At 33.6% G+C, this 16787-nt stretch carries 14 protein-coding genes; 10 read left to right on the top strand and 4 right to left on the bottom strand.

What is annotated here, in order from left to right; all coding sequences use genetic code 11:
• Window positions 1-18: 18 nt before the first annotated feature.
• Window positions 19-1971, bottom strand: coding sequence for a fructose-bisphosphatase class III (locus A4G25_RS10325; protein WP_047131596.1), 1953 nt, complete (start codon window positions 1969-1971; stop codon window positions 19-21).
• A gap of 228 nt (window positions 1972-2199) precedes the next feature.
• On the opposite strand from A4G25_RS10325, the gene A4G25_RS10330 reads away from it, so the two are divergent.
• On the top strand, window positions 2200-3048 hold the full coding sequence (locus tag A4G25_RS10330; protein ID WP_047131595.1) for an ABC transporter ATP-binding protein: 849 nt from the start codon (window positions 2200-2202) through the stop codon (window positions 3046-3048).
• On the top strand, window positions 3045-3704 hold the full coding sequence (locus A4G25_RS10335) for an ABC-2 transporter permease (protein WP_047131594.1): 660 nt from the start codon (window positions 3045-3047) through the stop codon (window positions 3702-3704). The genes A4G25_RS10330 and A4G25_RS10335 overlap by 4 nt, the downstream gene beginning before the upstream one ends.
• A gap of 55 nt (window positions 3705-3759) precedes the next feature.
• Here A4G25_RS10335 and uptA read toward each other — a convergent pair whose 3' ends face one another.
• A complete protein-coding gene (uptA, locus tag A4G25_RS10340; protein WP_047131593.1) occupies window positions 3760-4380 on the bottom strand; it encodes an undecaprenyl phosphate transporter UptA in 621 nt (206 codons plus the stop codon).
• A 525-nt stretch (window positions 4381-4905) separates the two neighbouring features.
• On the opposite strand from uptA, the gene A4G25_RS10345 reads away from it, so the two are divergent.
• The 5 genes from A4G25_RS10345 (at window position 4906) to A4G25_RS10365 (ending at window position 9998) form a co-directional block, all read left to right on the top strand.
• Window positions 4906-6180: a pyruvate MFS transporter gene (locus A4G25_RS10345; RefSeq protein WP_047131592.1), complete on the top strand. Its 1275-nt coding sequence runs from the start codon at window positions 4906-4908 to the stop codon at window positions 6178-6180.
• Between the two features lie 147 nt (window positions 6181-6327).
• On the top strand, window positions 6328-6630 hold the full coding sequence (locus A4G25_RS10350) for a putative quinol monooxygenase (protein WP_047131591.1): 303 nt from the start codon (window positions 6328-6330) through the stop codon (window positions 6628-6630).
• Between the two features lie 113 nt (window positions 6631-6743).
• Window positions 6744-7451 carry an acetolactate decarboxylase gene (gene budA / locus A4G25_RS10355; RefSeq protein WP_047131590.1) on the top strand — a complete coding sequence of 236 codons (708 nt, stop codon included), beginning with the start codon at window positions 6744-6746 and terminating at the stop codon, window positions 7449-7451.
• 147 nt (window positions 7452-7598) lie between these two features.
• Window positions 7599-9500 carry an FUSC family protein gene (locus A4G25_RS10360; RefSeq protein ID WP_070704985.1) on the top strand — a complete coding sequence of 634 codons (1902 nt, stop codon included), beginning with the start codon at window positions 7599-7601 and terminating at the stop codon, window positions 9498-9500.
• An 84-nt stretch (window positions 9501-9584) separates the two neighbouring features.
• Entirely contained in the window at window positions 9585-9998 is a 414-nt protein-coding gene (locus tag A4G25_RS10365) for a DUF2188 domain-containing protein (RefSeq protein ID WP_047131589.1), read from the top strand.
• A 225-nt stretch (window positions 9999-10223) separates the two neighbouring features.
• Here the strand turns inward: A4G25_RS10365 and A4G25_RS10370 are convergent, their stop codons facing one another.
• Window positions 10224-11423 carry a GTP-binding protein gene (locus A4G25_RS10370; RefSeq protein ID WP_047131588.1) on the bottom strand — a complete coding sequence of 400 codons (1200 nt, stop codon included), beginning with the start codon at window positions 11421-11423 and terminating at the stop codon, window positions 10224-10226.
• Window positions 11424-11701: 278 nt separating this feature from the next.
• On the opposite strand from A4G25_RS10370, the gene A4G25_RS10375 reads away from it, so the two are divergent.
• The 3 genes from A4G25_RS10375 to A4G25_RS10385 all read left to right on the top strand — a co-directional run bounded on the left by A4G25_RS10375 (window position 11702) and on the right by A4G25_RS10385 (window position 16010).
• Complete coding sequence (locus tag A4G25_RS10375; RefSeq protein ID WP_047131587.1) at window positions 11702-12400, top strand: GTP pyrophosphokinase; 699 nt, start codon at window positions 11702-11704, stop codon at window positions 12398-12400.
• 716 nt (window positions 12401-13116) lie between these two features.
• The gene (locus tag A4G25_RS10380; RefSeq protein ID WP_047131586.1) at window positions 13117-15225 is read left to right on the top strand and encodes an AAA family ATPase; all 2109 of its coding nucleotides are present in this window, start codon (window positions 13117-13119) and stop codon (window positions 15223-15225) included.
• 176 nt (window positions 15226-15401) lie between these two features.
• Window positions 15402-16010 (top strand): SA1002 family membrane protein, encoded by a 609-nt coding sequence (locus A4G25_RS10385; RefSeq protein ID WP_047131585.1) that lies wholly within the window; start codon window positions 15402-15404, stop codon window positions 16008-16010.
• A 117-nt stretch (window positions 16011-16127) separates the two neighbouring features.
• Here the strand turns inward: A4G25_RS10385 and A4G25_RS10390 are convergent, their stop codons facing one another.
• Window positions 16128-16730: an FMN-binding negative transcriptional regulator gene (locus tag A4G25_RS10390; protein ID WP_047131584.1), complete on the bottom strand. Its 603-nt coding sequence runs from the start codon at window positions 16728-16730 to the stop codon at window positions 16128-16130.
• Between the last annotated feature and the right edge of the window lie 57 nt (window positions 16731-16787).

The following is a 16787-nucleotide window of genomic DNA, read 5'->3' on the forward strand; positions in this document are numbered from 1 at the left end:
TTATTATTTGGTTAATTGTTATTCAAAATAACGATGTGACATTAAATCTTTCAAGTTATCAATTTCTTCTTGGATTAGTTGACCTTTATTTGTATCACGAATACGTTTACGTGTTAATTCTTCATCTACAATACGTTTTGTTGATAATTCGTCTGCACCGTAACGTAATACATTTTCTTTAGTATTGAAATGTTGGTGAGCCACTAACTGCATACCATATGAATTATAAAGTAATGTATAACCAGCGATACCTGTTGTTGATTGGTATACTTTTGAAAAGCCGCCATCAATAACAATCATTTTACCATCTGCTTTGATAGGATCTTCACCGTCAATTTCTTTGACTGGAGTATGACCGTTAATAATATGGCCTTGCTCCGAATCTAAACCGAATTCTTCTAATAAATGTCCGACAATTTCTGGATTTTCACGTAAAGAATAATAAGGATTTTTTTCTTCTTTATGTGTTGCTTTGTCTTTAATAAAATAACGTTCAAAAGTAGTCATTGCTCGTTTACCGAATAATGAAGAATATTTACCTGTCCATAAATACCATATTAAGTCAGTTGCTAAGTCATCAGTAACATCTTTATGACGGAATGCTTTGCGCATATATGCTTCGAATTGATCAAGCAAATGACGGCCAGAATAAAATTCGCCATCAATTTCCATACCTTCCATTTTGCCGTTTTCATCAATTGGAATACAGCCATGGATAAGAAGGTTGCCGTTATAAGGTAAATAAAGACATCCTTTATCCATTAGGAATGTCATATGACGTTTTAATTTTTCAGACTCTTGAACTGAAATCAATAATTTATCAATTACTTCTTGTTCTTCTGTTAATAATTTTGCAGGATCTTCAGGGTCGACTGTCACAAAACATGTGTCGGTTAAATCATGTGTTTTACCATGCAGTGTATAAGTCAAATTGTCATAATCAACATGTTCTAATACCAAACGTTCTTCCATTTCGAATGAAGGACGACGTTTAATAATTGGTATTTCCAATTTGAACTGTATCATTGCGATGGCTTGATGAATTTTTGTAATCTGCAGCTGTTCTTGTTCTGATAAATTTGAATCTGAACGCAATTTAGGACGGAATGCCGGATTGTCTCCATAAAACTTTTCTGCAAGGTTTAAAAGTGGACGTATATTGATACCATACGCATCTTCTACAATGTTTAAGTTATCGTAACGTGCACAAATTCTTAAGATATTGGCTAAGCAAACTTTAGAACCTGCATAAGCACCGATCCAAATTGCATCGTGGTTGCCCCATTGAATATCTACTGAATGATAATCAATTAGTGTTTCAACAATTTTTTCAGGCTCTGGACCACGGTCATAAATGTCACCGACTACATGAAGATGGTCAACGACCAAGCGTTGAATCGTATAAGACATGCCGATAATTAAATCGTCAGCTTGTTGTGTCTCAATAATTTGATTCATCAAAGTATTGTAATAAGGTGTTTTGTTATCCAAACCATTATTCTTATAGAGCAGTTCTTCAATAATGAACACGAATTGTTTCGGTAAAGCTTTGCGCAATTTAGAACGCGTATATTTTGAAGCTGAATATAAAATCATTTGAATCATTTGTTCGATAGTTTCTTCGTACCATCGATTTAAAGGTTCTTTTGCATCAAAACTAGATTTAACCAATTTCAATTTGTCTTCTGGATAATAAATTAAAGCAGTGAAATCACTGATTTCTTGATTTGACATTGTATCTTGAAAAATATCATTAACTTTTGTACGTACATTACCAGAACCATTTCTTAATACATGTTGGAAAGAATCATATTCGCCATGCAAATCACTGACAAAGTGTTCAGTACCTTTTGGTAATTCTAGAATTGATTCTAAGTTTATGATTTCTGTAGCGAGCTGTTCTTCGTGATTGAATTTTTCTGCAAGTAAGTCAAAGTATTTATGTTTAAGTTCACGATCTGTGGTCTTCATTTCTTCCTCCTGTGCTTCTATAGTAATAGCGCTTACATTTGATTATTGTACTTTTTTGTAAAATTTTCAATGGTAGCGGTTAAATTGTTGTAAATTAGTTACATTAAAAGTAAACGTTTTCATATATTAGAGAGAATTAAGCAGTATTTTTTATTATCCAGCACAATTTTGTAGATGTATATGATATTATTATTTTTTAATATAATAATTTGTTCATCAGGAGGACTTATGACATCACTATTATCTGTAGAAAAATTGAACAAAACTTTCAAAGACAGCACTTTTAAAATTAATAATGTCTCATTTGAAGTATGTGAAGGTGAAATTGTAGCGCTTATCGGCAAGAATGGCTCTGGAAAGTCTACTTTGATTCGGTTGATTGTGGGTGATTATCCGATTGATCAAGGTAAATTAGAATTTTTTGGTGAAACAGTAAATGAGCATCAAACAGCTTATAAAAATGATATCAGTGTAGTTTTTGATGCATTGAATTTCCCTAAAAAATTCACAGTTAAAACAATAGATAAGATATTCAATCAATTATATACAAATTGGAACAGTACAGCATTTTTTGAATGGATTAAAGTATTTGACTTGCCGATGAAGCAAAAAGTCAAATACTTCTCACGAGGAATGACTATGAAAATATCAATAGCAGCTGCACTTTCGCATCAAAGTCGATTATTGATTTTAGACGAAGCTACAGCAGGGTTAGATGCAGCAAGCCGCGATGAAATACATGAAGAATTAGAAAAATTTGTACAGGATGAGAAACGTGCGATTTTAATGACTTCACATATTGCTGAAGATATCAATCGATTAGCGACGCGTCTAATCTTTATTAAAAATGGGGAAGTGTTATTACAGATTGCTAAGAAAGAATTATTTGAATCGTTTGGAATATTAGGTTGTGATGAAAAGCAATTCAGTACTTTAGACAAAGAAAGTATCTTAGCCTATAGAGAACATTTAGGACAATTCGAGGTGATTGTAAAGAAAGGCGCCTTAGAAAATATCAGCTCAATTACTAGTGTAGACGAAGTGAATAAAATCATCTTGAGAGGAGTATCATCATGAAAGGATTGATTATAGGACAGTATTATGCGACTGCAAAAGTACTGAGCATCTATTTGATTATATCTATTTTATTAGCATTAGGAGTAATTTTTCTCAGTGGTTCAGGTAGCGGTTTTGTGTGTTTATTAATAGTGATGTTAATGGTATCAGCAGCCACTGATAACTTAAAAAACGAAGCTGAAGCGCAATGGTATAAATTTGCGGTTTCACTTCCTGTGAGCCGAAAACAAATTGTACAGAGTCATTATCTGTATTACTTGATCACAATGATGATGGGTGTAGGTATAGTAATCGTTACTTTAATAGCGGGCATAATGCTTGGAACTATATCTGTTGTAAATGCGGTTACTACATTTGGAATTTGCCTTTCTATAGGGTTGTGGGTATTGCTTATGTATCCTTTTACTTATTCTGTTGGTGCGGATAAATCCAATATGATTCAAGTTATTGTAACTGTCATCGCACTTGGCTTCTTTTTTGTATTTAATTTTATTTCACTCATCATAGGCGGCTCTATTTATGAATCAGGTGGTGATGCCATGCAGCATTTAGAATTTGAATTAATTAGACAGTCTGTCTTTATTATGGTTAGTTTGATTGTAACAGTAGTAGGTTACTTCATAGGCTTAAACAAATTTAAGAAAACAAACTTTTAAAATAAAAACGTATGGGCATGCAGTTTTTAATTAAGCATGTCCATACGTTTTTTAATTAGTTTGCATTTGAATTTTTACGACGTTTTGAAATGAAGCGAATGGCAAAGATAACAAATAAAACTGCTAAGATTGCTAACATAATTGTTGAATATGTGTGCATAGCGTTTAAGATTTGGTGCCAGTTATCACTAAGCGCCTTACCTAAATATATAAGACCGAAGTTCCAAATTGTAGTTCCTAATAAAGAAAGAACAGCAAAAGTAACAACATTCATTCGGCTGATTCCAGCTGGAATGGTAATCAAGACACGTAAAACAGGAACAAAACGACATAAGAATACTGCAGTTGCACCATATTTTCTGAACCAATCATTGGCACGCTTGATATCTTTGCCTTTTAATTTAATCCATTTACCGTATTTATCAACAAAACGATATAATTTTTCTTCATTGACTAAGCGACAAATATAATACAAGACAAGTAAACCGATAAACGAAGCAACAGTTGCGACAATCAATAATATCCAAATAGAAATATGTGACTTAGCTGATAAGACACCAGCAAAAGTTAGCACAACTTCCGAAGGGACAAAAGGCAAAATGTTCTCTGAAAGGATGAGGATAAAGATTGCAAGGTATCCCCAGCGACTAATAAAATCCGTTAGAATTTGTTCCATTTTTAAAGATGTAACTCCTTATAAATTTTTATTTGAAAAGTAATTATGTAATTTGTAAGGCGAAATAAGATACATACGCCGAATTCAATTGTACTAAAGAACAAAGAAAGTTACACATGTTTTGAGGCTGAAAAATAGAAAAATACGTCTTAAGATGTAGAAGACAAAAGGGCTAGAGTTACTAACAGTTTAGGTGAAATTAATAAATATTCATCTTGATATAGAACAGCGTGTTCACTTTGCTGAAATATAAATTATATAAAACACATATATTTTATATGTATTTCTTATGAAATAAGTAATCTAAAATAAAAAATCTGACTGAGTAACTCAGCCTTGTTACCGTCATTAACGAGTTTGTTATACGAATAAAATGATTTTGAATATAATATATCGCACAACTATAAGTTCATATTTTTGTAAAAAAGTTATTGTAAACGATTTCTAAACATGGTAATATTTACTAAAATAACTTAGGCCATATGATGACCTAATGTATCTTTATTCAGGAAAGTTGGGATATAAATGACTGAAAGAAAGAGTAATGTTCGTTGGTTTTTTGCACTGGCATTCTTTATTATCGGGGTTATCGCTTATATGGATAGATCAAACATCTCCTTAATTGCAGGGCCGATGATGGAAGATTTACATATGACAAAGGCGCAATTTGGATTATTAGCAACATTCTTCTCAGCAGGTTATGCTTTAATGCAAGTTCCTTCAGGAATTCTTGCTGAAAAATTCGGACCGAAAAAAATGCTGTCAATTGCATTGATTTGGTGGAGTGCATTTACGATTTTAACGGGTGTAGTTAAAAATCATGGTTTATTATATTTAGTACGTTTCTTATTTGGTATTGGAGAAGCACCTATGTATCCTGCCAATGCAGTATTCAACTCAAACTGGTTCTCACGCGGTGAAAAAGGACGTGCCTCAAGCGCATTGCTTGCTGGTTCATACTTTGGACCAGTTATTGCACCTGGTGTAACAGTGTTAATTGTCACAATGTTTAATTGGCAAGCTGTATTTTATATTTTCGGGGCTGTCGGCTTTTTAATCGTAATCTTATGGGCTATTATTGCGAAAGACTTGCCAGAACATCACAAAATGGTAAACGAAGCAGAAAAACGCTATATTATTGAAAATCGTGATGTTCAAAATGCTGGGGAAAAACAAAGCGCACCTTGGAGTGCATTCTTCAAACACTTCAGCTTCTATGCGATTGCAGTTCAATACTTTGTAGTACAATTTATCGTTGGTTTATTCTTAATTTGGTTACCGACTTATGTTATGGAACAATATCATGTGAAATATACTTCTTTAGGTTTATTAGCAGGGATTCCATGGTTAGCAATGCTGCTTTGTATTATGGGATTCGGTGCACTTTCAGATAGACTTTTACAAGCTGGTAAATCACGTTTTGTAGCACGTGGCTCAATTGCTATTATCGGAATGATTATTTTCAGTATTGGTCTTTTATTTGCTATCCGCAGTGAAGTCTTAGAAGTAAATATTGCTTGGCTGGCAGTCTGCTTAAGCGGTATGGGTATTACAACTGGTATGAGCTGGGCAGCAGCTGCTGATATTGGCCGTAACTTCTCTGGTACTGTATCAGGATGGATGAACTTATGGGGCAATGTTGGTGCAATGCTTAGTCCATTACTTGCAGGTATTTTAGCTGATTTAATCGGATGGACTTGGACTTTACAATCTTTATTAGTACTTGTAGTTATCGCGATTTTCATGTGGTTCTTTGTAAAACCAGACAGAGCATTAGTTGCTGAAGAAGATAAATATTAAAAATAAGTTGAATAAGAAGTACCTCATATGGATAGGCAAAGAAAGGGCTGCTGTGTATAGAGGTACTTCTTTTTACGTGGTTCAAATTTTTGATTTTCGGGAAAAGTAAAAGGAGTAAATAATGTATTTCAAGAAAGGAAGAGCAACATGATTACAGTTATTGCGAAAACAAATGTAAATGATATGAATTATGATAGATATATCAGCTTGGCAGGACAACTTGTAGTTGCTTCTCAAGCAGAAGAAAACAATGTGAGCTATGAACATTATGAAAATACAAATATTCCTAATTCATTCGTTATTATTGAACAATGGAAAGATAGAGCAGCTTTGAATGCTCACGTAGAAGCAGATCATTTTAAAGTGTATTGGAAAGAAATTACACAACTTTGCATCAATGAACCGACAATTCAGATGTTTGAAGATAGCGATGAAATCAGTTATGAATAATCATTTTTTTAATGATACGATATTCTAAAAAATCATAAAAATGCTATAATAGAGGTATTCATAAACAGGTAAAAAAAGAATGTATTCCTGAAAATTTAAGATGGATAAGGAGTCTGAGTGTTATGATTTACCAACATGGAACTTTAGGAACTTTGATGGCCGGTATGCTTAAAGGTACAGCCTCTATCGATGAAATGTTAAAACATGGTGATTTAGGCATCGGAACGTTGGATGGATGCGATGGTGAAGTCATTATTCTAGATAATGAAGCATTTCATGCAAATGAGTACGGCGAGTTCAAAAAGCTGAATGGTGATGAAATGACACCTTTTTCGACTGTTACAGACTTTAAACCTAATAAAAAATTCGATATTACAAATTTGATAACTTCGGAAAATTTATTAGATACAATCTTGGTTAGAATGAAAAGCCAAAATTTGTTCTCAGCGGTTAAAATTCATGGCAGTTTTAAAAAGGTACATGTACGCATGATGCCAAAACAAGAGCCACCATACCAACGCTTAATGGAATCCGTAAACCGACAACCTGAATTAACATTTGATACAATTAATGGAACAATTGTCGGCTTCTTTACTCCAGAATTATTCCATGGTGTCGGCACAGCTGGCTTCCATTTACATTTTGTAGATCAAGAACGTACAGTCGGTGGTCATGTTTTAGATTTTGAATTAGAACGCGGCACTGTAGAAATCAATGATGTAGAAACATTTGAACAAAACTTCCCAGTTCACGATGAAGAATTCCTCAATGCAGATATTGATTACGAAAATATTGATGAAGAAATTCGTTTAGCAGAATAATATAGCAATTTAACTAGGCAACTTCTTTTGCAGGAAGTTGCTTTTTTAAATGATCTCATTTTCACCAGGAATTACCAAGTTTGAAAGAGATGATACAATGGTAACTGATAGATATCTAAGTAAAAGAGAGAGAAAGGGGTCTATATAATGGCTCATTACATAAGTTCGCTATTTCGGTTTACACGTCAAAATGTGAACTTTAAAAAGGGCAGCAGACAATGTCTTTTAATGCTGATTCCTTTATTGGTCGGCTATTTTGTTGGCCAGTTCCAGTGGGGATTATTGATGGCGACAGGAACACTGACAAATATCTATGTATTTGGTGGTTCAGATAAATCGAAATTACGAATTGTTTGGTGGTGTGCAGTTGGATTTACACTTTGTATTATATTAGGAACTATTACAGTGCCTATTCCGCTCCTCTTCGGTTTATTGCTGCTTATTGTGACAGTGATAGCATATTACATTTTTAGCGCACTTGAAATTCCAGGTCCTTCATCTACCTTCTTTATTGTGACATTCGCTTTACCTATTAATATGCCAGTTGCACCTGAAGAGGCTTTAATGCGAGGTTTAATGGTATTTTGCGGAGGAATGTTGACTATTCTTGTAGTTTGGTTAATGCTGAAGTTTCAAAAAAAGAGTGGGGAAGTCAGTGCAGTCGAAAATGAATATCAGCTTTTAGTACAACTTTTTCAAGATTTTTCAGACGAAGAAAAATTTAGAATGACAACTAAACAATTAGTGAGTCAATTTAAATCTGCCAACAAACAATTGATTACTTCTTCAAGTTCAGGTAAGAAACAGCCAAATGAATTACAACGTCTATATCTGCTGCATAATAACGCAGAAGGTATTTTCGCTGAAGTATTAGAATTGAAAACAAAAGAAGTTAAAGTACTTCCGGATATATTGCTTGAAATGATGAAATACGTTGCACAAAGTGTTCTGCAGAATAATACATCAAATAATCAAGGAGAGTGGAATGAAAAAGTAGAATTATCTCCTGATTTCCAACGATTAGAAAAACAAATTTACCGTACGGATGAAATTTTATACAGTCCAGAAGGTCAAGTTAAATATGAAGCACATTTACGTCAACCATTATATGGCAAGCAGTTAATTTATAATTTGACCTTAGACTCATTAGTATTTATGAATACAATGCGTTATTGCGTCATTATGGGTATTGCGATTTTTATTGCACTGATGTTCGATTTCGATAAAGCATATTGGGTGCCGTTAACCGCACATACGATTTTAATCGGCACGAATACAATTCATAGTATGGAACGTGCAGTAGCTAGAACTATCGGTACTTTTGCAGGTGTAATTACCTTAAGTATTATTCTGGCATTTCATCCTTCCATGCTTGTCAGTATATTTATATTATCTTTCAGTGCCATGTTTACTGAAGCACTAGTGGGAGCCAATTATGCGTTAGCTATGATTTTTATCACGACACAAGTTATTACATTAAATGGATTGGCTTCGGGAAAATTATCGATTTTAATTGCGCTGCCACGAATGTTGGATGTAGTGATGGGTGTCGTAATTGCAGTGATCGGCTTGCTTATTTTAGGACGGAAAAACGCGTCACAAACACTGCCCTTGGCCATTTCAGAAGTTGTACGGTATGAAGCTTCGTTTTTCTATTATCTGTTTTCAAAAAATGGCTATATTGAACATCATGAACCAAAGTTTGATGAAATGAAGTTAAGCATTAAATTGAGTAATATGAATGGTATGTATAATAATGCGCATGGTGAATTATTTACAAATACTCAAAAAGTCAGCCGTTATTATCCAGTGATGTTTGCATTGGAAGAAATCAGTTTTATGTTATCTCGAGCACAGCATAATCCGCATCCTGAAACGATAGATGATGTAAATATGGGTCAATATTTGATTGCATTTGAAGAGATTGCATTGCATTTCGAAAAAGGTATACCAATGAAGTTCGGTACTGGATTGCCCTCATTACCTCAATATGTCAATATACGTTCTTCATTGTTGAATATCCAACAATATACGCGTTTGCAGGAATAATTAAATACTGACAAAAAGTAAAGATTTATTATATGTGAATAGTGGTATATGAGAAGTAATATTAAAATGAAGAGGAGGACGCTTATGCCTTGGACTTTAGATGATTACCCAGACTCTTGGAAAAATCTTAAAGAATTAGAACGTAAAAAAGCAATTGATATCGGTAATGCAATGCTAGAAGATGGTTATGAAGAAGGGCGTGCGATTCCGATTGCTACGGAACAAGCTGAAGAATGGTATCAACATGCGACAAAACAAGAATTGGATGAATTAAAAAACAAAGACATTACGAAGCATAAAAAAGACAAAGATGCCAATCCAGAATTAAATGAAAACGATGTAGAAGTTTATAAGGAAGATGGTAAATGGAAAGTGCGTACTTATGGTGCGAAACGCGCTGCAGATGATTATGATTCTAAAGATGAAGCGGTTAAGCGCGCTGAACATATTGCGAATAACCGCGGAACTAAAGTGCATGTGAAAAAAGCTGGCGAATAGAATTTTGAGAATTACATGATTATCTAATTTTTAAAGTGGTATTTAATATTTAATGATTCGTATCATCTATTGATGAACGAATTAAGAGGGAGCAACAGATAAGTAAAACTGTATTTAACTTAATTGACCTCTTAAAGGGTTACTCAGATGGGAGTGCCGCTTTAAGAGGTTTTTTTGTATGAAAAAAGGAAAATACTGATTCAGCATTTTCCTTTAATAATATGATTAAGCTTGAGTGATATGCCATCCGTATGGTTCAGGTAATTGAGACCAGTCTGATTCGAATTCCTCAGTTGTAAGTAAGCAATCATCTAATTCTTTTGTGATTTTTTCTTGATCTAAGTCTGTACCGATAATTACGAATTGTGTATGACGGTCACCAAATTCCGGATCCCAATTTTCACGTACATCTTCACGTTCATGTAAAATAGCGCGTTGTTTTGGTTCTGACATTGCTGCAACCCAGAATGTAACAGGGTGGATTGATACAGAAGAGCCTGCTTGAGACATTAAGCATGCAACATGATTATATTGAGCTAACCAAACGATACCTTTAGCACGTACAACTGTGTCCGGCATGTTTTCTAACCAGTTATGGAAACGTTCAGCGTGGAAAGGTAAACGGCGTTCATAAACAAATGATGAAATGCCGTATTCTTCAGTTTCTGGTGTATGTTCAGCATGACCGCCGTTTGTTAATTCTTGTAACCAACCTGCAGAATTACTGGCTTTTTCAAAATCGAATAAGCTCGTATTTAGCACATCACTCAACTCGACTTCTGAATTGACAGTACGGATGAATCTTGCAGTAGGTTGTAATTTACGCAAGATACTTTCTAGACGATCTAATTCTTCTTCAGTGACTAAGTCTGTTTTGTTTAATACTAATACATCGCAAAATTCTACTTGATCGATGAGTAAATCAGCGATTGTGCGTTCATCTTCTTCACTAGCACCTTGTTCGCGATCTACTAAAAGATCTTCTGATTTAATATCGTTGATGAAGCGGTTCGCATCTACAACAGTAACCATTGTGTCTAAACGGCAAATGCTAGTAAGGTCAATACCAAGTTCGTCATCAATATATGAGAATGTTTGTGCCACTGGAACGGGTTCAGAAATACCTGTTGATTCAATGACGATTTGATCGATACCGCCGCGTTCAACAATACGTTCAACTTCTTTTAATAAGTCTTCACGTAATGTACAGCAGATACAACCATTTGATAATTCAACTAATTTTTCATCAGTACGTGAAAGCCCCCCGCCTTCCACAACTAAATCTTTGTCAATGTTAACTTCACTCATATCATTAACAATAACAGCGATACGTAATCCTTCTCTATTTTGTAAAATATGGTTTAATAATGTTGTTTTTCCTGAGCCAAGATAACCGCTCAGTACCGTCACAGGTATTTTAGCCATAAAAAAATCCTCCTATTTATCTATATGCACATCTGTTAATCGTAATAATTACGATTTATATTGTATAGAAAAATAGAGGGTGGTGCAAGGCTATTAGAAATTTTTCTACCTTTATATATGATATATAGGAGAAAATCGAAATGATACTAAAACTGATATTCTCATTTAGAATATTCTTTCATTTGTTATTTTCAAAATATTTATTTTCCAATAGAAAAAATTTTGTTTAAATCTGAACTCCGTTATAATAAAAGTGTGGAAAGAACGGAGGACATGTTATGTATGTAGAAAGAAGAGAAACATTAAATCTGAATGCACTCAAACGAGATGTGCAACGAAATATCTCAAAATTTCAAAGTAAACATTACCAAATAGAAGAACTTGTGGATTTTGTCAGTTTACATCATTTATATGCATCCGCTTTGGAAGAAGTCAGCACAAAACTCAGTATATTAGATAATGATTTTCAAATCCTTTATGAACATAATCCGATACACCATATGGAACGACGTGTGAAAGAAATAAGCAGCCTTGTACGTAAGTTAGAGATGCGTGGATTGCCTGTTACTACAGAATCAGCTCGTGCGAATATTACAGATGTTGCTGGAATCCGTGTAGTATGTAATTATTTAGAAGATTTAGAAGTAGTAGCTTCATTATTATTAAAACAAGCAGATGTTAAATTGTTAAAAAGAAAAGATTATGTAAAAAGCCCTAAAGACAATGGTTACCGCAGTTTACACCTTGTTGTTTCAATACCGGTATTTTTAACAGACAACGTTGAACATGTACCGGTTGAAATACAACTTCGTACAATCGGAATGGATATGTGGGCAAGTTTAGAGCACAAATTACGTTACAAAAATGCAACGAATACAGAGGTATATAAAGATACTTTAAAACAATGTGCTGAAGAAATTGAAGAAGTTGAAAATAAGTTGCAGCATATGCATGGAGAAATACTAAAACAGGATTAAGTAATAGATCAGAAGCTGGACTATCATTATTCAATGATATTCAGCTTCTTTTAATTTGGACTTCTTTTCAGATATTGATAAACAATTTAATCGATAAACTAACCGATAGTTGCTAAATAAAAACACTAATATGCACAGAAAAAGAAAAAAAGTTTGAAAAAAATGCATATTTAATACTTGATTTATGTATATTTATGCGTTATACTTACATATGTAAGGTTGATAAAGCGAATAATTAAAGGTTTTATGATTTTTGACTTTAATTGACCAAAGTATAAATATACGATAATAAATAAATGACTATTAAATCTTAAACGGAACTTGTTGCAGAATCAAAACAATTTATTAAAGTTGCAACTCAAAATGATTTATAAAAACTACAAACTTAAAAAATATTAATTTGGAAAGTGTTTTAGGAATGCTGAAAAAGGATATAAATACATTGTAACCAATGAGAGTGATATTCATATTTAATGAATGTTATTCGAACAAATTAGTGTTACATCTGTATGATATATCGAATTTGCAGCATTCATCACAAGATTTTAACACTCACTTGTTGACACGGTTAAAAGATGACATTTTAATTTGTGTCATATGTCACATGAAAACGAAAACGATAAAAATTTAAAAAAAGTGTGAAACAGTAATATGAATTAGAAACAAACAGAAATTTGTGTTATGGAGTTTCACCATTTAACGGAGGTTATGATTTTATGAATAACGGATTTTTCGGAAATGATTTTGACTCAATTTTCAGAAGAATGATGCAAGATATGCAAAACGCAGATGGAAACAAAAAATATTATATTAACGGACGTGAAGTATCACCTGAGCAATTGCAACAAATTCAACAGCAACAACAAGCTCAAGGCGGACAACCAGTCCAAGGCACTCAACCTGGTCAACCAGGACAAGCTGGAGGCGGCCAAGGCGGCGATGACTACTTAGAAAAAATCGGTCGTAATTTAACACAAGAAGCAAAAGACGGATTATTAGATCCAGTAATCGGCCGTGACAAAGAAATTCAAGATACTGCAGAAGTATTAAGTCGTAGAAATAAAAATAACCCAATTTTAGTTGGGGAAGCTGGTGTAGGTAAATCAGCAATTGTAGAAGGCTTAGCACAAGCGATTGTAAAAGGTAATGTACCAGCTGCAATCAAAGACAAAGAAATCATCGCAGTTGATATTTCTTCATTAGAAGCAGGTACACAATATCGTGGTGCATTTGAAGAAAATATCCAAAACTTAATCAACAATGTCAAAGAAAGAAAAAATGTTATCTTGTTCTTTGACGAAATTCACCAAATTATCGGATCTGGTTCAACTGGCGGAGATTCAGGAAGCAAAGGCTTGTCTGATATTATTAAACCAGCATTAGGTCGTGGAGAAATTTCATTAATCGGTGCTACTACTCAAGATGAATACCGTAATAATATCTTAAAAGATCCGGCTTTAGCACGTCGTTTCAACGAGGTATTAGTAAAAGAACCTTCAGCTAAAGATACTGAAGAAATCTTAAAAGGTGTTCGTGAAACATTTGAAAAACACCATAATGTGAAATTACCTGATGAAGTCTTAAAAGCTTGTGTAGACTTATCTATTCAATATATCCCACAACGTTTATTGCCAGATAAAGCTTTAGACATTTTGGATATTACAGCTGCACACTTAGCTGCTAAAAATCCAGTAGTTGATAAAGTGGAAGTTGAAAAACAAATTAAAGAACTAGAAGATAAAAAATCTAAAGCAGTTAGCGAAGAAGCTTATACAGATGCAGATAAATATCAAAAAGAAATCAAAGAATTACAAGACAGCTTAGAATCTGGCGGCGGTGAAGCTACAACTGCATCAGTACAAGATGTAGCTGCTACTGTAGAACGTATTACTGGTATTCCAGTATCTCAAATGGACGATAATGATATCGCTCGTTTGAAAAACATTTCAAAACGCTTAAAAGACAAAATTATCGGTCAAGACAAAGCAGTTGAAATGGTATCACGTGCTATTCGTCGTAATCGTGCTGGATTTGATGAAGGCAACAGACCAATCGGAAGCTTCTTATTCGTAGGTCCTACTGGTGTAGGTAAAACAGAATTAGCTAAACAATTGTCTATCGATTTATTCGGTAATAAAGAAGCTTTAATCAAATTAGATATGAGTGAATATATGGATCGTACAGCTGTATCTAAATTAATCGGTACAAGTGCTGGTTATGTCGGTTATGAAGATAACTCAAATACTTTAACTGAAAAAGTAAGACGTAATCCTTATTCAGTTATCTTATTCGATGAAATCGAAAAAGCTAACCCTCAAATCTTAACTTTATTATTACAAGTTATGGATGACGGTAACTTAACTGATGGTCAAGGTAATGTAGTTAACTTCAAAAACACTATTATCATCTGTACTTCAAACGCAGGTTTCGGTGATGAAAGTGAAAAAGAACGTGAAGACTTAATGGAAGACCTTAAAAAATTCTTCCGTCCAGAATTCCTTAACCGTTTCAATGGTATCGTAGAATTCACTCACTTAGACAAAGATGCATTACAAGACATTATCAACTTATTACTTGATGATGTTCAAGATACACTTGAGAAAAAAGGTATTACTCTAGAAGTCAGCCAAGATGCAAAAGATTGGTTAATTGACCAAGGTTACGATGAAGAACTGGGTGCTCGTCCATTACGTCGAGTTGTTGAAAGAGAAGTACGTGACCGTATCACTGACTACTATCTAGAAAACACTGATGTAAAAGATGTGAAAGTCACATTAGAAGATGACAACATCTTAATCAATGGTGAAAAAGTAGATTCATTATAAGAAAAATGATAGAAATATCATAAAACATCCTAAATAGCTTATCATATTGCACTTCGTTTCATTCCTTAGCGAATGAGGCGAAGTGCTTTTTAATTTGTGCTGAAAGAGGGTACAAAAAGGTATGTGAAAAAAGTTATAATAAAAAATTCAATGCTTAAGTAGAAAGAGGTTATATCATGTTCATTTTAAATATTATTATCGTCCTCATTCTTTTTTTATTAACAGGATTTTTATCAGGACGATATCAGGATAAATATCTCTTTGCGAAATCTTTTTTACTCAGTATCGGTATGGTGATTTCAGGGTTTATTTCGTTATTGGTTTCTGGGTTTATTGTGTATTGGCTGTTGATTCGGTTGCTAGGAGACCGCAGCAGTATTTTTGTTCTCGGCATTATCATTATATTATTTGCAGGTATCATGAATTATTTTGTTGTACATCAACTTGTAAAATGGAATGGTTATAATGAGATGCTTGTTGCTATTTTAGAGTACTACATACAATGGACAACTATCTTTTTCACGCTCTATCAATTCTTAACATCCAGCCCCCAAAATCTTAAAAGTATCGCTAAACTAGAAATATCAACACATACATTAGATCTGAATTTATTGAATATCATCATTTTGCCTGTCTTGCTGATCAGTTGGATTGCGCTTGCGATGGTCCGTTTATATATCAAAGACCACAAATGGGCAGAAGAAGAAAGTGAAGAAGAAGATGAGAAAAATAAAGAGGATGACACAATTTCTGACAATGAAAACTCTGATAAGCAGAGTAATTGAGGAATTAAATTTATATCCGAAATTGCAAGTTAGATTGTAAATCATTGAATTCGTAAAAATGAGATTAAAAACCACCGTAATCAAGGTTGAAAGCAAAACTTTGTTACGGTGGTTTTATCATTTGTCTTTTCTTTCTTTTTTCATGGCTTCAACAATCTCAGGGTTTTCTTTGGACAAATGTTGAATGATATTTTCATAATCAGCAGCAGTGCGGTTTTGACTGAGTTTATTAGCAGCATGTATTTCAGTTACTTCAATACGAAAACCTACTACCCCATGAATTTGTTTCAATGTATCATCAGACATGTTTTCCCACCGTGCACCATCTTTCTTTTCAAATCGCTTTAATAAGTTAATCAAATCTTGCTTAACTTCATCTTCGCTTAATAAATAGGGTTTGCCATATAGCTGAACACTTTGATAATCCCAAGTCGGAACATCTTCATCACTATACCAAGTTGAAGAGATGTACGCATCTGGTCCTTGAAATATTAAGAGTACTTCTTCATTGCTTTCTATTGATTTCCATTGCTCATTTCCTTTAGCAAAATGACCGGTGATAATAAAACGAGTTGTATTATGCAAAATCATTAAAGGTAAATGTGTCGCCAAAGGTCTGTGGTTTTTATCGTTTGAAATAATGGTAGCGAATGGATGTGTATCAATGAATTGTTTAATTTTATCTATATCATGTTCTTGGTAATGTTTAGGAATATACATTAGTATCGCCTCTCAATCTTACTTTACTATTCCTTTTTTTATGAAAATTAATGTAAG

Origin of the sequence: Staphylococcus condimenti (genome assembly GCF_001618885.1) — a bacterium.
GTDB lineage: Bacteria > Bacillota > Bacilli > Staphylococcales > Staphylococcaceae > Staphylococcus > Staphylococcus condimenti.